Here is a 20,599-nt window from a genome sequence, read left to right on the forward strand (position 1 = left end):
ACATGAAAAAGTTAATCCTATCTATACTATTCGTTGCTTCTGCTCTGGGCGTGAGTGCCCAGAACAGAAAGCACATTGCCAACTTTCAGCTGTTTCAGCAATACTACAATCCTTCGCTGACAGGTTACGAGGGTTCCATGCTCAAGGGCTTTCACCGCAACCAGTGGACCGGATTTGAGGGAGCGCCTCGCACCTACTTCGCCTCCGCGGAGCTGGACCTCGCGGACCTGACTGCCTGGCGAAAAAGTGACATGCTCCGAACCCGGCAGGATGATTACTATAACCGACAGGTTGGTGCCAAGCATGCTTTCGGTCTATCAGTGCTGCAGGATGAGTTCGGACCCTTCTCCGAAAGTCAGGTGCAGTTGGGCTATGCCTCGCGGGTGCGCCTTTCAGAAAGGCTGAGCCTGCGCTGGGGCGGTGCCATCGTTTACAATGCCCAGCGCCTGGACGGCAACAGGCTGACGGTGGACAACGAGAGCGACCCGGAGTTTCAGGGTGTGCTGGGGCAGCGCCTACGGCAGGGCAAGCTCGACCTGAACCTGGGCTGGACGCTCACGGCTGATAACTTCTACATCGGTTATGCGATGCAGGACGTGACCAAAGGGGGGATTGTGTCGGGTGGAGACGAGTTCCTGCAGGACCTCTATACCCGCAAGCACCTCGTGCAGGCGGGCTACCGCACGGCGATCTCCGATGAGTTTGGCTTGGTGGCCAATGCCATGTTCCAGTATGACAACAAGTTGAAAGAGAGCGCAGAGCTGCAACTTAAGGCCATCTTTCAGAACATGGTTTGGCTGGGAGGCAGCTACCGCCAGGACCTGGCCTGGAGCGCTACCGCCGGGTTGCGTCTGGATCAGTTCCGCATCGGCTATGCCTACGAGATTCCCATTCAGAATGCCCGCCACGTGAGCCGGAGCACGAACGAGATCTCCCTCACCTACAACCTGATCCCGGTTAAATATCCGAAGTACGGCAGACAAATAACCATCTGGTAAAGCGAAGTGAACATGAAGAAGATTGTATACACCATTGGATTGATTTTAGGGACCCTGACCGTAGGGCAAGCCCAAATAAAACTTCAGGAGACGAACGTTGAAATGGCCGGCGTAGCGCTGGTAGGAGAGGACATGCTGCTTGTGACCAAAAAAGAGGACGGCGGCCAGTACCTCTACACCGCCCGTCTCGGCGAGACGGAGACTACGGAGCGGGCCAATGCTCTTAATGCCGGCCACATCAATGCTGTGGTTGGCGGCAACCTGGCGGCGGGCGAAGTGTACGTCTACCATAAGTCGGGCAGGAGAGAGGAGCGAATCACAAAGTATACCTGGACAAACGGCGAGTTCGTAAAAGGCGAGGATATTCCTGTGCCACGTCTGCGCAACCACTCTTACAACCTGGGCCTATACCTGACCGAGGACCGGCGCCATCTCTATATCGCCGCCGAACTGGCAGGCTCACAGGGCTACGACGATCTATACCTGAGTGAGTGGAATGGCAAGTCGTGGTCACGCCCGCGCAACCTGGGCAAGCAGGTCAACTCAAACCTCGCGGAGTTCGCTCCTTTCGTACGCAACGATTCTTTGTATTTTTCCCGTCAGGAAGGCGAGACAGCCTACATCTACGGAGCCGCTTTGCGTGATGGTCAGCCAGGAGCGGCAGTGCGCTTAACTGGTATGGTGAACGAAAAGGAAACCTACAATGCCTACTTCAGGAAAAGCGCTGACCATACCTTATGGGTGACCGGCACTGCCAAGGAGCAGCCGCGCTATGTTGCTTACCTGCTGGGAGACCTGCCTGCTACTGCAGTCGCAGCGCCTGTTGAGGAGCCTGTTTCTGAACCACAGGTAGAAGTGGTGCCACAGCAGATCGCACTGGAGGAGGTTGCTCCAGCTGAGTCAGAAGTTATTGCTGAAGAGTCGGTGAAAGCTAAGCCTATGCGTGCCGCGACCCCATCGCTGGTACTCTATAACGAGTTTAACCGCGTGCACCTGAGCCTAAGCGAACTGGCTGGTTTGTCGCGCTTCCTGCGCCAGCAGCCAGACGGAACAAGTTTTGTCATCAAAGGCTATTCGGACGGCTACGGGGAGCCTGCGGCAAAGCAGCGGGTGAGCGAGCAGCGTGCGCAGAGTGTGAAGGAGTACATCCAGCGCTACTTTGGAGCCAAGGATTTCCAGGTAGAAATAGAGGGGGAAGTACTCCCGGGCAAGGGCAAAGCGCACCGTAAGACGGAGCTATACCTGGTGCAATAGTGCGATATTGTTTGTTGCTGGCAGGATAGGAATGCAGGAAGTTACTCTTAAAAGAAGTAGCTTCCTGCTTTTTTTATGTGGCACGGTTTGTCCCAAAAAGACTGTTCTTACGCGTAATCCTTCCAGTGCGCACTAGCAGGAAGTGTAAATTATTTCCGGGTCAGATTTATACTTGAAAAAACCTCTACCTGTAATTGACAACCTCTGCGCGTTGAAAACTTCAATTTACCCATTCTAAGACAGCAAAGCTTCGATATCTTATTTTTAATATATATAAAATATATGTATTTTGTAGTACTTTTTAGGTTGCCACTAGATCTGCGGTAATGTTTGTATGCAGATTTCCTGTCTGCCTGCAAAACAAACTTAACTTAGTTTCTATGAAGTACGTGCTGCTCTCAGGCCTGTTCCTGTTCTCGTTTTTTATTCCGGAACTGAAAGCTCAAAGCCAGAAAGGGGAATTAAAAGGCCTCCTCCTTGATGAAGCAACCAAAGGGGCTCTCCCTTACGCCACAGTCGCCGTGTATACAGCTGCAGACACCGTCATGGTAACATACAGGATGAGTGACGAGAAAGGCAGCTTCCGTGTACCCGGTCTTCCGCTGGATCAGCAGCTCCGGGTAGTAATTACTATGATGGGCTTTAAAGTATACAGAAAAGAATTCAAGCTCACACCGGACCAGGCATCTCTCGACCTTGGTGTCATCAACATGGAGCAGTCGTCTAACCTGCTCAATGAAGTGCTGATTGTAGCAGAAACTCCCCCGGTTCTGGTCAGGAACGATACACTTGAATTTAATGCCTCCTCCTTCAAAACCCTGCCCACCGCCTTAGTGGAAGACCTTTTACGCAAATTGCCAGGTGTTACTGTCGATCAACAGGGCAACATTATGGTGTATGGCAAGTCAGTACAGAAGATACTTGTGGATGGGAAAGAGTTCTTTGGCAGCGACCCTAAAATAGCCACACGCAACCTGCCGGCAAATGTGATCGACAAAGTACAGGTAATGAACGACCCGGAAGCACTACGCCGCGACCCCGATATGCCTTTTATGGAAATTCCGCAGGTAATTAACCTAACCTTTAAAAAAGGAATTAAGAAGGGGGCCTTTGGCAAACTATATGGCGGTGCAGGTACAAAAGAAAGATATGAAGTGGGGGGGATTGTCAATATGTTCCGCGACACCTCGCAGGTAAGTATTATTGGGTACTCCAATAACCTTAACAGGGCCAGTTTTGACTTTGCCGACATCAGGAGAATAGGAGGTTTTGCCCGTAGCGGCTTTAACAGTATTGGGATGAATAGTAATGGAGGAATCTCGGTTAATGGGATTTCTTTTGGAGGTATGGGCCAAGGTATACAGCAGTCTTCGGGTGGGGGCGCCAACTTTAACACGGTAACAAAGCGGGGTACTAAAGTGAACCTGCAGTACTTTTTTGGCGACAGCAGAGAAGATCTGAACCAGGTGGTTAATTCGGAGCAGTTTCTGAAAAGTGACACCCTCAACAGCCGCAGAAACAGAAGGCAAATCAGCAGAAGCGAAAGCCACCGCATTGGCGGAAAGATAGAGTGGAAACTCGGCCCCCTTACTACCTTAAGTATAAATCCAAGTGTTCAATTCTCTTACCATAACGCTAACCAAAACGCTTATACGAACACCTTCCGGCACAACGGAAACCGACTGAATGAAAGTACCAATGAAGAAAATATAAGCGGAGAGGGCATGGGCTTTGGGAACCTCCTTCAATTTGAACGCAGCTTCGAAAAGAAAGGAAGGCGACTGACACTATTCAGCAGAATGAACCAGTATTCTTCATTACAGGACCAAATTAACGAAGCGGAAAACATTTTTTACCAGCCCGACCCAACAGCAACGTTACTTGATCAGTTGCGGAATACCGATCAGAACGACTTCGAGGTATACAATACGCTCTCCTACACGGAGCCTCTCAATGAGGCCGTAAGCGCTACTTTCACGCTAAATTCAGAGTATTTCAATAATGACAATGTGTTAGCCACGTACCTGGCAGATCCCGAAACCGGAGCGTATGATACTATTGTGCCAGGGCTGTCGAACGGGCTCGATAGAAGCGGATGGCGAAACTATTTTACCTCAGGCCTTAGATGGAAGATTAAGGATGTAACGCTACAGCCCGGTATCCGCTTTACTGCATTAAACATCAACAACAGGTTTCAGACGATCCCAGACATTAAGCAGAATTACTTTTATGTATTTCCTAACCTCAATGTAAACTGGAAGCAATTAAATTTTAGCTATAATGTAAATCTGCAGGAACCCATGGCAACCTACCTGCAACCCGTAGTGGATAATACAAATCCGCTGTTTATTTCCTATGGAAACCCATCCCTAAAGCCCACGGTAGCCAATACGCTTAGCATGAACTACAGAAAATTCGACAACAAGAAGTCTATCAACTACAATGCGAACATGTATGGCACCGTCCGAAACAATTTCATAACCAGAGCCCGGACGATTGATGAAAACGGTGTGCAGACGAGCAGACCTGTTAACACAGACGGTAACTGGATGCTGAGTGGAAGAGGTGGTTTGATGAAAGATTTTAAGTATGACAAGAATAAGTTTTCGATCGGAGGCAACATGCAGGTTAACTATGATAGATCACTTATATTGTTAAACGGTTCTCAAAGCTTCAGCCAGAGCTGGAATTTCAGGCCTGGAATGGAGGCCAGGATGAACCTGGATGATAAGCTGGAATTGAGCCAATCTTTTGATGTGAGCCACAGACGTAGTACTTACGAAAACAATGCCTTTAATAACTTAAGCATCAGCACCCGAATCTCCAAATCGGAGATAGTGGTGCGAATGCCGAAAAGAATTGTTTGGGAAGCTACTTTCGACTACTGGTATAATTCTAACATGGCGCCTGGCCTGCAGAACAGCTATGGCAGACTGAACGCAGGGGTTACGTTGCTGTTCATGAAAAACGACCGTGCCCAACTGAAACTCTCAGTTTACGATCTGTTAGATCAGAATATTTCAGCCAACAGGCTTATAAGAGAAAACCTGATTGAGGATTATCAGACCGAAATGCTAACACGGCACGGAATGCTCACTTTTACCTATAACATCCGCAATTTTGGCGGCAAAGTCGGTGGTAGACAAAATTCTCTTTTCCGGTTCTAAGGTAAATAGCCAGCTCCAGCTAAAGCACCGCATTAAAAATCCTGCAGAATTATATTTTGCAGGATTTTTAATGCGGTGTTATAAAAGAATGAGCGTGCTGCAGCTTAAACTTCCAAAAGCCTCCTTTTCTATAACCAAGCCAGCTGTTGCCTTTTTTTTCAATATAACGGCTCTTCTATATTACAATCCGGGAGCTTTCTCCTAAATTACATACCTCCAAAAGACCGCTCCTGCGTGTAATTCGTAAAGAGTAGGCATTACACTTACCTTATAACAAAAACACAACCATGGCGACAGGACTTCTTGCGCTTTTAGACGACGTAGCAGCACTGGTAAAAGTCAGTGCGGCAAGCCTTGATGACGTGCCCACGCAAGTGGCAAAAACGACCGGCAAAGTATCCGGCATTGTGATCGACGACACGGCCGTGACACCCAAATATGTAGTAGGCCTTGACCCGAAGCGGGAGCTTTCCATTATCTATCAGATTGCGAAAAGGTCGCTTATCAACAAAGCGATCTTTCTGGGGCCGGCTGCGCTGGTGCTCGGCTATTTTTTGCCAGTGGTTATACCTTATTTGCTGATGATAGGCGGTGCTTTCCTTTGCTTCGAGGGTTATGAAAAAGTGCACTCCATGTTCAGCAAAACCCACGAGCCGACCGACGAACCCACCGAAGAGATGGACGTGATCACCCCGGAAGAACTGGAAAAGCAAAGGGTAACCGGGGCTATACGCACTGACTTTATTTTATCCGCCGAGATCATGGCGATTGCCTACGCCACCGTAGCCGACAGCACCCTCGTCAATCAGATCGTGGTGCTGTTCGCGGTAGCTATTTTTATTACCGTTGCGGTATACGGCTTTGTGGCGCTTATCGTGAAGGCCGATGATATTGGCGTGCACATGGCGCAGGACAAGTTCCACCCGACTACTCAGAAGATCGGCCGCGGCATTGTGAAATCCATGCCGAAATTCCTGACTATACTTGGCTACGTGGGTACAGCGGCCATGCTGTGGGTAGGGGCCGAGATTATTGCGCATGGCTTGCCGTTTATGCATCACCCCATGGAAACTCTGGATCACTTATTCCCTGACATACCTGTGCTTGGTTGGCTCGTGAAGGTGCTGGTGCTGGCATTGGGTGGTTTGCTGCTGGGAGCTGTAATTGCGCAAATTGTGACCCTGGGCAAAAAACTATTCAAACGCCCTGCCGAAAAGGTAGCACACTAAGCTACAGTTTCAATAAAACACAAAAGGTCGCCTATACTTAGGCGACCTTTTGTGTTTCTATCGTGTCTGTACTCTGTTGGTTAAGCCCTGGCAGTTTTCGCCAGCTGCTGCTTTTCCTGACTATTTTTTTTCGGCTTTTTCTTCTTGTTCCACCACACCAGGAAACCAGTGATCGGTAGGCTGGCGCTGATCAGGCTGATAAGAAAAGCGAGGATCTTGCCTGGCAATCCCCACACGATGCCCACGTGCATGTCGTAGTTGAGCATCACCAGCTGGTCTGCCAGACTGGCCTCTGAGTAGCGGTCGCCCTGCACGCGGTAGAGCTCCAGGGTATGCTGGTCGTAGTAGTATTCGTTCCGGTTATACCAGGTGCCAAATTCCTGGTAGGCTGTGAGCTCAATCGCGTCTTCTTCGTCTTCCAGGATTGGCGTCATGTACCAGCCTTGTGCGTTTGGCTCCAGGGCCAGCGTCTTGTACCAGGCTTTGTCGAGCATCGAAACGGTGTCGTCGGCGAACATACCCGCCTTGGAAACATCAGAGTGCGGGTGATGGTGTCCGGGCTTCTCTTCGCCGCCTGAGGTTAGGTAATACAGGCCATTGCCAAACCACTCAAAGCTCCACACCAGACCCGTCACGGCCAGCACGAAAGCCAGGATCAGGCTGTAAAAACCCACCACATTGTGCAGGTCGTAGTTCACCCGCTTGAACTTACCGTTCCACTTGATCTTGAAGCTCTTGTTCAGCTCAGATTTGCTCAGTTTTTTGGGCCACCACATCACCAGACCCGTGAATAGCAGCACCACAAAGATCAGGGTGGCTATACCTACCACCGGGCGTCCGATCTCGTAAGGCAGCCACAGGGCGCGGTGCCCGTCTATGATAAAATGAAAAAAGTCGAATTGTCCGTCCCCACTGCTCTGCTTTTTTAGAAACTCACCGGTATAGGGGTTGATAAAGATGGCGGTGAAGTCTGCCTCTCTATTGCCCCCACCCATATACCCGACTGCGGCAGCCCCTTCTTTGTTGCTGTAGGTTAGGCCGGTTGGCTTTACGCCAGGCATGTAGACTGCTGCCGTATCCAGCAACTGACTTGGTGGCACAAAAGGCTTATCCTGTGCCTCTACAAAGCGCCAGGGCTCCAGGGCATCTTTGATGTCCGGCTCAAAGACATAGATACAGCCCGTAATGCTGACGATGAACACCACAATGCCCGATGCAAGGCCAAGCCAGAGGTGCAGCCAGTCATTCACCCGTCTCAACACACTTTTGCCGCTATTCTTCTTGCTTTTCATCTTATTCAGAAAGGAATTTTAAAGAGAGAATACCCGCTCCATCGTACATCGATGAAGCGGGTATAAGAGTCAATGTCTGTTAAAGTTTGGATATACCAGCCACAAAGTTGGCTTCCACTTCAGCTCCTTTGGTAGCCGAGTTGGTTTCGGTGTCTATTCTGTACACAAAAATGCTGTTGCCTTCCGGAACGCTCATGTACACATACTTGCCGTCCTGCAATGCTGCCAGTCTGCGGCCGCTGCCAGCATGCTCCGGCAGGCCATCGATGTAATTAAGGGTTTTGCTGTTGAGGTCGATGATCGCGGATCGCAGCGGGCCGTCTGTCCAGGCTGCCTGCTGGTTTCTGGCAGCTGTGTTAACCTCAATAAATGCTTTTCCGTTGCCCAGGTACTTCAGGTGCGAGATGGTTTTTCCGCCGGTCAGCTGCTCCACATCGAAGAAGTAAGTCTGGTCAAAGGTAGTCTCGCCATTTTTGATACGCAGGATACCGGGCTTGTTGGTCACCTGGCTGTAGCCGTTTGCCGGGTTAGAGTGCGACAGGGCATACACATCTCCCTTTTCATCTTCCGTCAAACCTGACTTGGTGTTAAAGCCACCGATCGGACCAGTACGGGTATCCTCGATCACTTTCTGGAACTCTAAGCCCGGGTAGGAGAAAACTGCGATCTGCGCTTTGTCAGTATGCGGGGTTGCGTAGGTAGTCGGGTCGCTGATGTAGTAGCTCAGGTATAGGTTGTTGCCACTGATGGCCATCCCTGAATAAGAAGGTGCCTTGAGGTTGGTAATCGCAGAAACAAGGTGCTGCTTGGTGGCAGTAACCGTTACGGTGTTGGCGCTGAAGGTATGGAACTTGATCACGTCGGAAGTCGATGCCATTTCCACGCCCACCAGGGTATTATCGTCAGCCTTGATAATATCAGACAGGCTGTTGGGGAAGGAAACGTTGCCGATCTGCTTTAGCTCACCAGATTCATTTTTAGAGATACCCACCACATTCACGTCATCCAGACCGCCGATACTGTAGATCGTGTTGTCGATCTGCGTGAAGTCGTAGTAACCCGGCTGCTCTATGCCTTGTCCTTTGGCAGTAAGTGGGCCTGTCATCAGGTCACTGAAAGGAACGGTGTAATACGTAAAGCCTCCGTCGCTGCCCTGGATGGCAAGTGACATCACAAATGAGCTGTCAGCATCCGGGGTCGGGTTATCGTCGTTGCTGTCGCAGGAGGTGAACAGTAGGGCAGAGCAGAGGCTCAGGACTGGTAATGCCAGTTTGCTGGCGTATTTAAATGAAAGCATATGATTTGTTTGAATTTAGATTATAGTTAAAGGACATATCTGAATTTCAGGTAAAAAGCACGGCCGGGTTTCTGCAGATAGTACTTATCGTATAGCAGGGCATCGGTCAGGTTTCGGCATTCAATCGCAACGTTATACCTGCCCTCCCGGAAACTGCCGGAGAGTTCGAGGTTGTGCGATGACTGTGTCGGGATCACTTTTTTTGTATCTCGGGAGCCTAGTTCTGCCCAGCTCAGGAAGTACTGCTCCACATAGTTGTAGAAGTAGTTGACATTCCAGACAGACCCCGGCACGAGCACATCCCGGAAGGTAAGGCCCGCATTGGCGTTGCCGAACATATAAGGGGTGTTGGGTAAACGGAAGCCTTTTTGAAAGTTCCGCTGCCACCCAGTGTTGGTATAAGACTCGTTAAATACAAAGTCGGCCTGGTCGGTGATGTCCTGGAAGGTGAAGTTGCCGCCCAATCGTAGCATGTCGCGCCACTGGTAGCGCAGACTGCCTTCCACGCCCAGCGTTCTTGTTTCGCTCAGGTTGTCATAATAGGTCTGTGGGCTGGCTACTCTTACTACCTGGTAGATCAGGTCTTTAGCTTCACGGTAAACAAAGCTGCTCTCGAGGTTGATCTGATGATCCTGACCTAGCTTAAAGCCATAGGAGGCTCCGGCGTTAAAGTTGTCGCTCTGCTCCGGGCCCAGGTCAGGGTTTGGCTGCACAAACAGCCCGTCTCCAAAAATTTCGGTGGCCCAGGGCATCCGGTAGGTATGTTCGTATGAAGCCTTCAGCTGCAGGTCCGGCAGCAGGAAGTAGGTGGTAGCCAGGCCGTAGCCGAAGTTCTGCTTGCTCGATTCCAGGGCTTCGGTACGCTGGGTTTCAAGGGCAAAGTCATACTGTTTGCTCGTTCTGGCATGGAGGAAGTAGGCTTTACTGAACAGCGTAGTGCTCCACTTTTCATTCAGGTCAAACTTGTAAGCCAGGCCCAGCACCTGCTTGTTCAGCGATCTCGGAAACTGGTTCTCAATTCTGTCCGGATTCTCAGCGTCGAAAGCCTTGCGGCGGAAATAGGAGTAGGCGTAGTTGAAGGCCAGTGAATGCTTCGGACTCAAGGTATAGCCTGCATTCAGCTGGCTGTTAAAGTCGTTGTCGTCAAACGTGGTATAGGTGCGGGACAGCTCTCCGTTATTGGACCCCGGCGTGTAAGTAGCTTGTCCCAACCAGTTGTAAGTAACGCCGCGCAGGGTGTCGATCACTTCGCTTTGGGTGATGTTGTAGGCTGTGTAAAGACTCACATTCAATCCGTCTACCAGCAAATTGTCTTTGCTATACCGGAGGGTAGGTACCACCGAACGGCTGTTGCGCATGATGCCACCGTACACGCTGTTCATGGTCGCGCCGGTCTGCACCTGCTTGTCATTGCCCGAAGCGATCACGCCAAAGAGGAGGTTGTCAGCGTACTTTTTATTGACCCAGCCTGTTTCCAGCTTTACAGTGCCGGAGCGGTAGCGGTCATGGAATCGCTCTACCTCAGTCGTGTCGATGATGTTGCTTCCTTCCCTGATCGGAACCAGTACCCGGTAGTTATTATCAGAGTAGTTGTAGTTCACATTGCCCCTGAAGGTATAGCCGTTGGTCGGGTTGGTATAGGCACCATTCAGCGACAGCCGGTGGGTATTAAAAGAGCCGATGGAATAGGAGGCGTCCAGGAACTTAGCTTTTCGGTTGGTGATGATGTTCACGGCACCGCCTAACGCGTCCGTACCCAGCCACACGGGTACCACCCCCTTGTACACCTCGATCCGATCGATGGAATTGACAGGGATGTCACTCATCTGCAGTGAGGAGCCAAAGTTGTCCATCGGGATGCCGTCGAGGAAGAACTTTACCTGATCCCCTGAAAAGCCATTGAGTGAGAAACTCAGGTTAGAGCCCAGGCCACCTTCTTCCAGCACCCTGACCCCAGCTACCCGATTCAGTACTTCTTTGGCGTCAGATGTGCTGTTTTGCAGCTCTCTCGTTGAAATGGCGGTGACAGCATAAGGCTGCTCGTTTACCTCTCGGGTGGCAGATTTACCGATGATCTCCACGCCCTTCATTTCAAAGGATTTCTCGCGGAGGCTGACATTTAGTTCTAAAGTTTGAGAGGGTTTGAGCGAGATGCTTTTTTCCTGCGTCTCAAAGCCCAGGAAGCTAATCAACAATGTGTAATCGCCCGGGGAAACATTGTTTATTTCGTATCGGCCTGCGGCATCTGTGGTAATGCCTTTCTGGGCCTCCCTGAGTACTACACTTACACCTGCCAGCGGTTCTCCGGCGGAAGTACTGACGCTACCGGAGATACCTGCTTTGGCCAATTCCTGGCCCCAGGCTGTGTTGGTGAAGCATACCAGCACCAGAAGGCTAACAATCGAACCGATGATTTTGATAAACTGCCGCAATGCCTGTATTATTTAGAATCATTTTAAATTGAGGCAAAGCTATGACAGAAAATTTAAGGTTCAAAAAATTATTTAGATTAATTCTAAACAAATGAAGTGGGTGCTGATCAGCTGCGGTATGCCATTCGGTTTTTAGCGGTTTGTCAGTGTCCTGAAGACCGAACGGGAGGACAAAAGTAGAGATAGGGATGAATTGATGCGAACGCAAACTTACCTGGATAATTAGCCCCGGCGATGAGGTGAATACCTGCTCTGAGGTATAACCCACAGGTATGGCACCACTTCGTGCAAATGCTGCTCCTGTCTGAATGGGAATGAAAGCACTTTAAGTTAATAAGGAATACTTGTGTTGTCCAGGGACTACATCTGCTCCTGCCTATACTTGTGTGCGGTTTCAGCTACCAGTTTCAGGATGTTTTTCAGGACGGGACTGTTGTCATTTCTGCGCCAGGTGACATATAGGTTCATCTGGTAGGGGAGTTTGATAAAGCGCACATTAGGCAGGGCACTGAATGAATAAGAGTAGGGTAGAATGGTTACGCCGAGCCCCTTGGAAACCAGTCCCAGCACCATGCCCCCGAAATCTGTCTCGATGCGCACATCAGGGGTGAAATGATGGTCCTCAAAAATCTGACGCAGGCCCGCGGTATAAAACGTCGTCTGGGCCAGGTTTGACAGAATGAATTTTTCGTTTTCCAGGTCGTGCAGTCCTGTAAAGTTCTGCTCAGTAAGTCGGTGGCCTTGCGGCACGGCCAATGCATAAGACTCCGAATAAAGGCACTCCGACTGCAGCGCAGGGTTCTCGGCAGGGTCACGGCGGAAAGCCATGTCCATCTGGTAGTTGAGCAGCAGTTGCTCAAAGCTGATGTCAGTAGGCTCCACCAGTTCTACTTTCAGTTCGGGAAGGGCATGGGAGATGCTCGTGATCAGGTCAGGCATAAAGCCATAAACAATGGAGCCGGGATACCCGATGCGTACTAAGCCAAAGGCACCTTCGTGAATCTTCCGGGCCTGCAGGTGAATGCGGTTTATCTCATCGAGCAGTGGCAGCCACTGCTCGCGCAGAAAAGCTCCTGCCTCGGTGAGCTTCACACTCCGCTTCGTCCGCTCAAAGAGCTGCACCCCCAGTTCGTCTTCCAGCGCTTTAATCTGTCGGCTGAGGGCTGACTGCGTGATGAACATGCGCTCGGCTGTGTTCCAAAAGTGCAACTCCTGCGCCAGTGCCAGAAAGTACCTAATCTGCTGTAGCTCCATCAGCTGTGATTCATTTTTTGCATTAGTCAAGCGAATAAAAGCATTTTTAAGCCCATTTGCACCAGTTTACTTTGCAATCATAAATTATTAGTCACTAAAGCTATGCTAACACTACGCAAATACATGGGAGAGGCAGTCGGTTGGACGGGCGCTTTCTTTTCGCTTTCGGCCTTTAGCCTGAACAGCATGGGGCTTACACACGGACAGTCGCTGGAGTACCTGGGGATGAACATCGTCGGATGCTTTTTTATGATCCTGTATGCTGTCTCCAAAAAGGCGCATGCAAGCTCGGTGCTGAACACGATCTTCCTGCTTGTTGCCGTCATCGCCTTAGTCAGGGCTTATTTCATGCAACCTTAGTCAGCATTTCTGATAAGATAGAACTTACAGGCTCCCCGGAGCAAGCGATCCCTGCAGATGAAAATCTGCAGGGATTTTTTTTGCTGACCACACTCGCCGAAGCTGCTTTGCATTTGATTGGCCATTAGATGCCCGGTGTTCTTATTAATTATTGATTAACAATGGTTTATAAACGTAAAATCCAGGTATGGGCTGCTGTTTTTTTTTATATGCCGAGGCAACCCTTTTTGATCAAAGTCCGTGATGGGAGCGCAAATTCTGGAACAGTGAGCAAGACAGAAAGCAAAGTGTTGGACGCGCTGCTCCGTCAGTGTCTGAAACAGGACCGTGGGGCGCAGAAAGAGCTGTACCGGCTCTTTTTCGGCTATGCCATGAGTATCTGCGTCCGCTACTCCACGACTGCAGAAGAAGCCAAGGATGTGCTGAACGATGGTTTTATGAAAGTGTTCACCAGGCTGAAGCAGTATGAGCCGCACAAGCCATTCAAGGGCTGGGTACGGCGGATTATGATCAATACAGCTTTAGACAACTACCGGCATAACCTGAAAAACTATTATCTGCAGGACATTGAGACAGCGGAGCCGGCGTCTGATCCTTTTAATGTAGAGCAGCAGCTCAACTATGAGTACCTGATCTCACTGGTGCAGCAGTTATCGCCTGCCTACCGGGCCGTGTTTAACCTCTATGCGATTGATGGCTATACACATGAAGAGATAGCGGAAACGCTGGGGATAGCAGTAGGCACGTCGAAGTCAAACCTGGCCAAGGCCAGGGCAAATTTGCGGGAGGCATTACAAAGAAGCAAAATCGATGAGCACAAACAATATGTCTGACGAGGAGCTGGACAACCTGTTCAGGAAATCAGCCGAGCGCTACGATCCTCCCTTTGATGAAGAGGCATGGAAGGCGATGGACCGGAAACTGGACCATGCCCAGGGCGGACTGGCCGGTCTCTACCGACTGTGGCCCCTCGTGTTGTTGGTGCTGCTGGTAACGGTAGGCACTGTTTGGAAATTGATGGAAAGAGACGCACCACTTCAGGAAAGCACGTCTGTCGCGGTAAAACAAGAGCCCGGACTAGGGTCAGAAATCGCGGCTATACCTGACCATGCCAAAGGAGTAGAGCACGCCACTGTACCAGCACCTGAATCACCCGCTGCGCTATACCCTGCTGTGCAGCCAGGTGCCGGTACAGTGGCCCAATCTGAGCAGAAGCCTGTGCAAAGAAGCAGCGGCCGTGCCCTATCTGAGAGCCAGGCTATACCTGTCAGTCGGGGCGCCATCATGGAGGAGCCTTTGCCAACTGCAACGAGCAGGATGCAGCTAGCCCGAGTGGATATGCCGCAACTTGCTACAGGTATAGCACCGCAAAAAGTTGCGCTGCCTATACCTGCTGAAGATTCTATACCTGCAGACAGCAGCCAGTCTGATAATAGGGGAGAGCGGGTATTCCTGCGCAGTGTGCGGGTGATGCTGGTTGCAGCGCCAGACATGACCACCGTGCGCTTCAAGGATCCGGATGCGGTGAGTGCCAATGCCGGGATGCTGTTCAGTGTGCCCATCACCAGAAGGCTGAGCCTGGTGTCGGGGGCTGTATGGGCCAACAAACGCTACAACGCCACACCCGCCGACTATGCACCCTCCCCAGATTATTGGGACGGCAAAAGGCTGCCTGATCTGATTGCGGCACAATGCAGGGTGCTCGATATACCTATCAACTTGCAGTACCAGCTGCTGGGCTGGGGCAAGAACGTGCTGACGGTGCAGGCCGGGCTTTCCAGTTATCTGATGCTCCATGAATCATATACCTATACCTACCACTACAATGGAAGAGAACCTTACAGCAAAACCCGGGAGTTCTCGAACGAGAACAGGCACTGGTTCGGAGTCCAGAACTTATCGGTAGGGTATACGCGCCAACTGTCTCCTGCCTTCTCGATCGGGGCAGAGCCTTTCGTTAAGATTCCGCTAGCAAGTATAGGCGAAGGGCGAGTGAAGCTCACCAGTGCAGGAGTGTTTTTTACAGCCGGCTTTACATTTAGGTAGAAAGATCAACTGTTTAGGGGGACTTAAACGCACCACGATATGACACAGCTGCGGCTGCGTCAGGAAGAATCTCTTTGCTTACATTTTTGAACCACATCAATTAATTTAATGAAGATGAAAACGTATCGAATCAATTTTGGAATACTACTTGGCGCACTGCTGAGTATGACATTTATGTTTAGCGCTTGTGACGACGATGATGACACCACTGTTATACCTGACGCTGAGATTGTGACCCTGAACGAAGTGGCGCTAACCGGAGCTAACGAGGTGCCACCTGTCAATACACAGGCGACGGGTACCTTCAGGGGCACTTATAACATGGATACTAAAGTGATAAACTACACCATCACTTTTCAGGGCATCACACCTACTGCCATGCACTTTCACAGGGGGGCAGTAGGCGTGGCCGGACCAATCACTATACCAATCAACCCCGGCACTGACCCATACTCCAGCAATAACCCTTATTTGAGCCCGTTGGTTGGCGCAACGCCGCCGCTCACAGCTACGCAGGAGGCAGAACTGCTGGCAGGTGAGTGGTACATCAACATTCACAGCAGCCAGTATCCTGATGGCGAATTGAGAGGCCAGATTACCAGATAAGAAACAGTATAGGTGCCCGGCTGTTCTGCTCACTGGCAGCCTGGTGCCTGTACCGCCTCACCCTGTAACATAGGGACGACTTATTTCTGCCCGGCTTTAATTCTGTTTTAACTATTTTTTTTTAATTTTAAAGAATTAAGGAACAGCGGTTTCAGCATTTAGAAAATCCGCTAATCAGAAAAAGGCTTTTCTATATGATTGAAATCCAAGACAACCTCCTGAAAGACTTGGAAGCCGTAAGGCAAATCCCCATCGTCCCGAGCATGCTTGAAACGGTCTGTCAGCTTACGGGAATGGGCTTTTCGGCAGTCGCACGTGTAACAGAGGACAGATGGCTGGCCTGTAGTGTGCGTGATCAGGTGCATTTCGGGTTAAAAGAGGGTGATGAACTGGAGATTGCCACAACCCTCTGCAACGAGATCAGGGATCACCGGCAGCCCATCGTTATTGACAATGTTTCAGAAGACCCGGCATACAAAGATCACCATACCCCCAGGATCTATGGCCTCCAAAGTTACATTTCGGTTCCCATCATTCTGAAAGACGGTACTTTTTTCGGGACGCTCTGCGCAATCGATGCTAATCCGGCCAAAGTCAACAACCCCAAGGTGATAAATACTTTTAGGATGTTCGCCGACCTGCTGGCCTTCCACTTGCAGAGCCGTAGCGTGCTGGAGCGCAGCTATGTTGTTAACCTGGAACTGCAGCGTAAAAACAGCATGCTGCGGGATGCCAACTTTGACCTGGATAGTTTTGTGTTCACCGCCTCACACGATCTCAAGTCGCCGGTAGCCAACATCGAAGGCCTGCTCTCGATCCTCTCTGATGCTGTTTCAAAAGAAGAAATGGACCGGGAGGAGATCAAACAAATCACTGCCATGATGAAGACCTCCCTCAAGCGTTTCTCCGCCACAATAAGGGACCTTACCACCATTGTAGAGCTTGACAAAGCAGGTGCAGACGAAAAGGCAGCGGCTCTTGATCTCTATGATATCATGGAATCTGTGAAGCAGGACCTGCAAAGTCTCATTGTCGAGTCTGGTGCGGAGATTGAGGTTATCGCTACGGATAGTCGATTAACGGGCTTTTCACTAAGGAATTTTAAGAGTATCCTCACCAACCTTGTCAGTAACGCTATCAAGTACCGCTCTCCTGACAGAACGCCAGAGGTAATTGTAAAACTCGAAAAGTCTGATGGCAAATCCTATTTGTCGGTGCAGGACAATGGACTAGGTATACCAGCCAAAAAACAGCACAATGTCTTTACGATGTTCAAGCGCTTGCATAACCATGTGGAGGGCAGTGGCATCGGTCTGTACATTGTAAAAAGAATGGTGGATAGAGTGCAGGGAGAGATAAAGGTTGAAAGTGAATTAGACAAAGGCACGACCTTTACGATCGTATTTTAAGAGGTGAATTTAAAGCTTTCCCTTTCGGGGCTTCCATATTACAAGACAGGGGCCCGGCTGAAAAGAGGTGCCCCTGTCTTGTAAGGTTGGCAACTCTGCCCTGGGTATCAGTGATGGTCAGATCGGCGGTATTTACATTAAAAGAATCTCCGTTGACGGTACCCACATCACCTGAGCTCAGGTCGGTTGAGTATACACGGCCTTCCACCACATGGTATAGCAGAATCTGTCTGAGGGCGTATTTTCACGAGTTGACAGGCTTTTTCTCCCGGCTGTACCATTTCCGCTTAAACCAGAAGGCCACATTCACCAGTAGAATCAGCGCCGGCACCTCTACCAGCGGACCAATCACACCGGCAAAAGCCTGTCCGCTGTTGATGCCGTATATGCCAATGGCAACTGCTATGGCCAGTTCAAAATTGTTGCCGGTGGCTGTGAAAGAAATGGCCGCGTTTTGGGAATAGTCGGCACCCAGCAACTTGCCCAATATAAAGCTGATCACAAACATAAGCGCGAAGTAGAGCACCAGCGGCACGGCTAGATGCAGCACATCAAACGGGATCTCCACCATCAACTCGCCCTTCAGGCTGAACATGAGCACAATGGTGAAGAGCAAAGCGATAAGTGTGATAGGTGAGATAAACGGGATGTATGTGTTGTTAAACCAGTCAAGTCCTTTTAGCCTGATAAGTCCGTAACGGCTGATGATGCCGGCAAAGAAAGGTATGCCGAGGTAGATGAGTACACTCTCGGCAATTTGCCCGATAGTAATATTGATTTCGGCACTTTGTATTCCAAACAGCGGAGGCAGTACCGAGATGAACAAGTAGGCATAAAGGCTGTAGAAGAAGATCTGGAAAATACTGTTAAGCGCCACCAGTCCGGCTGCATACTCCCGGTTACCTTCTGCCAGTTCGTTCCATACCATCACCATGGCGATGCAGCGGGCTATACCAATCAGGATCAGACCGATCATATACTCGGGCTGGTCATGGAAAAAGAGAATGGCCAGAAAGAACATCAGAAAAGGGCCGATCACCCAGTTCAGCAGCAGCGACATGCTCAGGATTTTTACATTCTTGAACACTTCGCCCATTTTCTCATACCTGACCTTGGCCAGTGGCGGATACATCATCAGGATCAGGCCGATGGCAAGCGGAATATTGGTGGTGCCGCTCGACAGTGAGTTGATATACCCGGATGAGGCAGGTATAAAGTAGCCGATGCCTATGCCTAGAAACATGGCCAAAAATATCCACAGTGTGAGGTAGCGGTCGAAAAACCTGAGTTTTTTGCGCTGGTAGGTTGGGGTACAGTTGTTAGCACTCATATCATTATTGTATTAGCAGCCCTTTCGCAGGTTCTCAGCATAGACATTAGGCAGCACCGATTCCTCTACAGCTCTTGCCGCTTTCTCAAAGTCATAGGCAAAGCGGATAAACTCTACTTCTATAGTGTCCTTGTTCAGCACTGAGCTGTGCTCGTCTATGGTCAGCATCACGTAGCCACCCCGGTTATCGGCATTCTTAGGCTTGCCTACCGAGCCGATGTTGATGGCATGGCGGAAGTGCGGCTGTCCCGCTTCGTCAGAACTAAGTATGCGGTGGTAAGGCTTATGGGTATGGCCGAAGCACATGATGTCGGCGTCAGCGTCTTTCATGATGCGCAGCAGGCTTTTTTCATCGCGGTCTTCAAACAGATACTCGTTTATCTTGCGTGGGCTCCCGTGCACGAGCAGCAGATTCAGATTGTCGTTGTTCAGCTGAAACTCCAGTTTTATGTGGGCAGGCAAAGTGCGCAGATAGCGACGCTGCTCCGGTTTGATGATCTCGTTGGTGAATGAGATGGAGACTGCCCCATTGGCTTTCTCTACTTCCGTTTTGTAGGCGCAACCGCAGTCGTTGCTCTCTCTGCCGATGCCAAAATCGTAGTTGCCGGCAATGGTTGGGATGTTGCGCTTCCGGATCGCGTCGATCACCTCATTTGGCCAGACGTTGTACCCGACCAGGTCACCGAGACAGTAGATAAAATCAGGTTTACGGGCGTCAACGTCTGCAAAAAAAGCCTCCAGGGCTGGCAGGTTGGCATGTATGTCGCTGAAGAGTGCTATTCTAGTCATGACAGTCAGGATATGTGCAGGTATAATTCATTGCAATATTACGATTAATTCAGAGCCAAGGCAAGCTCAGTAAGTTATCGTTTTGTAATGAGCTTAGCCCCGCTCCACTACGACATACCTGGCCGAGAATCCATTCTGTTTATAGAGCAGCTGCAGGGCGGTAATAAGGGAGGCTATACCTGTGGATTTGGTTTGCTGACCACCAAGCGGGCGAAGGTAGTTTTGAAAACCGCTTCCCGGCAGACGCATCACGATACGCCGGGCGTCTGACTCCTGTACTTCGGTAAGGGCCTTGGCAAGCACTACCTGGCGCATGTAGGGGAGAGCCGACTTCATGCTGCGGTAATCAGAGAAGGCGTAGAGGCGGCAGTAGGAGCTAAGCTTGACTGAGTTCACGCCTCAAAAATAGGGGATAAATCTTTACCAGCACATCATATCAACCAGGTTGATATGATTGGTGTAGGGCTCAAGTGCCCGCTTCGTGGCAAGTCCTCTGATCAATCCGATGATATTGGTTTCGGGATTGCTCCATACTTCAGCAAAGAACTCGCCCATGTCATAGAGCTGTATCCGATAGCCCCGGCGACCCCGCTCAGCCAGATAAGTCCCGTGTGCCCATATCATCTCCAATCTGCCAGCCAGTGTGTGGGTGTTAAAAAAACTGAGACTCATGCTGTGCTAAAAGTATTCGGGTGAAAAAGCAGGTTTAATCGTTGCTGGGCTCGTCAGGGTTGTCATAATCCCAATAAACTTCGATAGTAGCAGGCTTATCCAGGTAAGCAGGTATAGGCGTGTAGATGATCAGTTCCCATCCAATCTTCTGCATGTCTTCGCGGTGCAGGCGCCTGGCCTGCCACATCAGCCGCTCATGTATTTCCTGACCTACAGGACGACGGCTCCCAATATAGGGGCTCCCCTCTTCGAATTTAAATGTGGTAGTATGCATAAACTACAATTTTTACAGCTATACCTTATACTACGTAAGTTGTTATGATTTGAGGTTCAGTTTATTGAGAATTATCTGAGGGGGAGATAAATAGGGCTAATTAGTTAATATTATAAGGGATGCGCAAAATTGAATATAGTGCTTTCTTTAATTAGAACAATTAAATATATAAAACGTAATAGGGTGCTAG

18 protein-coding genes and 1 pseudogene are annotated in these 20,599 nt (G+C 50.0%); 9 read left to right on the forward strand and 10 right to left on the reverse strand.

Annotation, left to right across the window (positions count from 1 at the left end):
- Positions 1 to 2 precede the first annotated feature (2 nt).
- The 4 genes from BW972_RS12085 to BW972_RS12100 all read left to right on the forward strand — a co-directional run bounded on the left by BW972_RS12085 (position 3) and on the right by BW972_RS12100 (position 6,648).
- Positions 3 to 998, forward strand: a complete 996-nt coding sequence (locus BW972_RS12085; RefSeq protein ID WP_076422325.1) for a PorP/SprF family type IX secretion system membrane protein — start codon at positions 3 to 5, stop codon at positions 996 to 998.
- A gap of 12 nt (positions 999 to 1,010) precedes the next feature.
- The gene (locus tag BW972_RS12090; RefSeq protein ID WP_007655674.1) at positions 1,011 to 2,252 is read left to right on the forward strand and encodes an OmpA family protein; all 1,242 of its coding nucleotides are present in this window, start codon (positions 1,011 to 1,013) and stop codon (positions 2,250 to 2,252) included.
- 380 nt (positions 2,253 to 2,632) lie between these two features.
- Positions 2,633 to 5,419, forward strand: coding sequence for an outer membrane beta-barrel protein (locus tag BW972_RS12095; protein ID WP_076422326.1), 2,787 nt, complete (start codon positions 2,633 to 2,635; stop codon positions 5,417 to 5,419).
- A gap of 287 nt (positions 5,420 to 5,706) precedes the next feature.
- Positions 5,707 to 6,648: a DUF808 domain-containing protein gene (locus BW972_RS12100; RefSeq protein ID WP_076422327.1), complete on the forward strand. Its 942-nt coding sequence runs from the start codon at positions 5,707 to 5,709 to the stop codon at positions 6,646 to 6,648.
- 80 nt (positions 6,649 to 6,728) lie between these two features.
- Here the strand turns inward: BW972_RS12100 and BW972_RS12105 are convergent, their stop codons facing one another.
- The 4 genes from BW972_RS12105 to BW972_RS12120 form a co-directional block, all read right to left on the reverse strand.
- Positions 6,729 to 7,940 carry a PepSY-associated TM helix domain-containing protein gene (locus tag BW972_RS12105; RefSeq protein WP_076422328.1) on the reverse strand — a complete coding sequence of 404 codons (1,212 nt, stop codon included), beginning with the start codon at positions 7,938 to 7,940 and terminating at the stop codon, positions 6,729 to 6,731.
- 79 nt (positions 7,941 to 8,019) lie between these two features.
- Positions 8,020 to 9,237 carry a DUF4374 domain-containing protein gene (locus BW972_RS12110; RefSeq protein WP_076422329.1) on the reverse strand — a complete coding sequence of 406 codons (1,218 nt, stop codon included), beginning with the start codon at positions 9,235 to 9,237 and terminating at the stop codon, positions 8,020 to 8,022.
- A 26-nt stretch (positions 9,238 to 9,263) separates the two neighbouring features.
- The gene (locus tag BW972_RS12115; protein ID WP_076422330.1) at positions 9,264 to 11,669 is read right to left on the reverse strand and encodes a TonB-dependent receptor; all 2,406 of its coding nucleotides are present in this window, start codon (positions 11,667 to 11,669) and stop codon (positions 9,264 to 9,266) included.
- Positions 11,670 to 12,029: 360 nt separating this feature from the next.
- Entirely contained in the window at positions 12,030 to 12,953 is a 924-nt protein-coding gene (locus BW972_RS12120) for a LysR family transcriptional regulator (RefSeq protein WP_234986369.1), read from the reverse strand.
- 72 nt (positions 12,954 to 13,025) lie between these two features.
- Here BW972_RS12120 and BW972_RS12125 point away from each other — a divergent pair, with 72 nt between their 5' ends.
- From BW972_RS12125 to BW972_RS12145, 5 genes are all read left to right on the forward strand, one after another.
- The gene (locus tag BW972_RS12125) at positions 13,026 to 13,283 is read left to right on the forward strand and encodes a CBU_0592 family membrane protein (protein ID WP_076422331.1); all 258 of its coding nucleotides are present in this window, start codon (positions 13,026 to 13,028) and stop codon (positions 13,281 to 13,283) included.
- 266 nt (positions 13,284 to 13,549) lie between these two features.
- Positions 13,550 to 14,116: an RNA polymerase sigma factor gene (locus BW972_RS12130; RefSeq protein ID WP_007655686.1), complete on the forward strand. Its 567-nt coding sequence runs from the start codon at positions 13,550 to 13,552 to the stop codon at positions 14,114 to 14,116.
- On the forward strand, positions 14,094 to 15,329 hold the full coding sequence (locus tag BW972_RS12135; protein ID WP_007655687.1) for a hypothetical protein: 1,236 nt from the start codon (positions 14,094 to 14,096) through the stop codon (positions 15,327 to 15,329). The genes BW972_RS12130 and BW972_RS12135 overlap by 23 nt, the downstream gene beginning before the upstream one ends.
- Before the next feature lie 114 nt (positions 15,330 to 15,443).
- Positions 15,444 to 15,935: a CHRD domain-containing protein gene (locus tag BW972_RS12140; RefSeq protein ID WP_159439860.1), complete on the forward strand. Its 492-nt coding sequence runs from the start codon at positions 15,444 to 15,446 to the stop codon at positions 15,933 to 15,935.
- Positions 15,936 to 16,129: 194 nt separating this feature from the next.
- The gene (locus BW972_RS12145) at positions 16,130 to 17,344 is read left to right on the forward strand and encodes a sensor histidine kinase (protein WP_007655691.1); all 1,215 of its coding nucleotides are present in this window, start codon (positions 16,130 to 16,132) and stop codon (positions 17,342 to 17,344) included.
- Here BW972_RS12145 and BW972_RS20205 read toward each other — a convergent pair.
- From BW972_RS20205 to BW972_RS12170, 6 genes and pseudogenes are all read right to left on the reverse strand, one after another.
- Positions 17,328 to 17,573: pseudogene (locus BW972_RS20205) on the reverse strand (fasciclin domain-containing protein); the annotation flags it as partial. The gene BW972_RS12145 and the pseudogene BW972_RS20205 overlap by 17 nt on opposite strands.
- 15 nt (positions 17,574 to 17,588) lie before the next feature.
- Positions 17,589 to 18,674 carry an ACR3 family arsenite efflux transporter gene (gene arsB, locus BW972_RS12150; protein WP_076422333.1) on the reverse strand — a complete coding sequence of 362 codons (1,086 nt, stop codon included), beginning with the start codon at positions 18,672 to 18,674 and terminating at the stop codon, positions 17,589 to 17,591.
- 12 nt (positions 18,675 to 18,686) lie between these two features.
- Positions 18,687 to 19,463: a metallophosphoesterase family protein gene (locus BW972_RS12155; RefSeq protein ID WP_076422334.1), complete on the reverse strand. Its 777-nt coding sequence runs from the start codon at positions 19,461 to 19,463 to the stop codon at positions 18,687 to 18,689.
- Positions 19,464 to 19,556: 93 nt separating this feature from the next.
- The gene (locus BW972_RS12160; RefSeq protein ID WP_076422335.1) at positions 19,557 to 19,859 is read right to left on the reverse strand and encodes a hypothetical protein; all 303 of its coding nucleotides are present in this window, start codon (positions 19,857 to 19,859) and stop codon (positions 19,557 to 19,559) included.
- 24 nt (positions 19,860 to 19,883) lie between these two features.
- Positions 19,884 to 20,135 (reverse strand): hypothetical protein, encoded by a 252-nt coding sequence (locus BW972_RS12165; RefSeq protein WP_076422336.1) that lies wholly within the window; start codon positions 20,133 to 20,135, stop codon positions 19,884 to 19,886.
- A gap of 34 nt (positions 20,136 to 20,169) precedes the next feature.
- On the reverse strand, positions 20,170 to 20,409 hold the full coding sequence (locus tag BW972_RS12170; protein ID WP_076422337.1) for a hypothetical protein: 240 nt from the start codon (positions 20,407 to 20,409) through the stop codon (positions 20,170 to 20,172).
- Positions 20,410 to 20,599: the final 190 nt, after the last annotated feature.

The organism is Pontibacter lucknowensis (genome assembly GCF_900156415.1).
Lineage (GTDB): Bacteria > Bacteroidota > Bacteroidia > Cytophagales > Hymenobacteraceae > Pontibacter > Pontibacter lucknowensis.

What these genes read in the sequence shown, in the direction of transcription:
- BW972_RS12085 (WP_076422325.1), top strand. Translation starts at nt 3, where the DNA reads ATGAAAAAGTTAATCCTATCTATACTATTCGTTGCTTCTGCTCTGGGC.
- BW972_RS12105 (WP_076422328.1), bottom strand. Translation starts at nt 7,940, where the DNA reads ATGAAAAGCAAGAAGAATAGCGGCAAAAGTGTGTTGAGACGGGTGAAT.
- BW972_RS12155 (WP_076422334.1), bottom strand. Translation starts at nt 19,463, where the DNA reads ATGACTAGAATAGCACTCTTCAGCGACATACATGCCAACCTGCCAGCC.
- arsB (WP_076422333.1), bottom strand. Translation starts at nt 18,674, where the DNA reads ATGAGTGCTAACAACTGTACCCCAACCTACCAGCGCAAAAAACTCAGG.
- BW972_RS12125 (WP_076422331.1), top strand. Translation starts at nt 13,026, where the DNA reads ATGCTAACACTACGCAAATACATGGGAGAGGCAGTCGGTTGGACGGGC.
- BW972_RS12140 (WP_159439860.1), top strand. Translation starts at nt 15,444, where the DNA reads ATGAAAACGTATCGAATCAATTTTGGAATACTACTTGGCGCACTGCTG.
- BW972_RS12100 (WP_076422327.1), top strand. Translation starts at nt 5,707, where the DNA reads ATGGCGACAGGACTTCTTGCGCTTTTAGACGACGTAGCAGCACTGGTA.
- BW972_RS12135 (WP_007655687.1), top strand. Translation starts at nt 14,094, where the DNA reads ATGAGCACAAACAATATGTCTGACGAGGAGCTGGACAACCTGTTCAGG.
- BW972_RS12165 (WP_076422336.1), bottom strand. Translation starts at nt 20,135, where the DNA reads ATGAGTCTCAGTTTTTTTAACACCCACACACTGGCTGGCAGATTGGAG.
- BW972_RS12110 (WP_076422329.1), bottom strand. Translation starts at nt 9,237, where the DNA reads ATGCTTTCATTTAAATACGCCAGCAAACTGGCATTACCAGTCCTGAGC.
- BW972_RS12170 (WP_076422337.1), bottom strand. Translation starts at nt 20,409, where the DNA reads ATGCATACTACCACATTTAAATTCGAAGAGGGGAGCCCCTATATTGGG.
- BW972_RS12090 (WP_007655674.1), top strand. Translation starts at nt 1,011, where the DNA reads ATGAAGAAGATTGTATACACCATTGGATTGATTTTAGGGACCCTGACC.
- BW972_RS12095 (WP_076422326.1), top strand. Translation starts at nt 2,633, where the DNA reads ATGAAGTACGTGCTGCTCTCAGGCCTGTTCCTGTTCTCGTTTTTTATT.
- BW972_RS12145 (WP_007655691.1), top strand. Translation starts at nt 16,130, where the DNA reads ATGATTGAAATCCAAGACAACCTCCTGAAAGACTTGGAAGCCGTAAGG.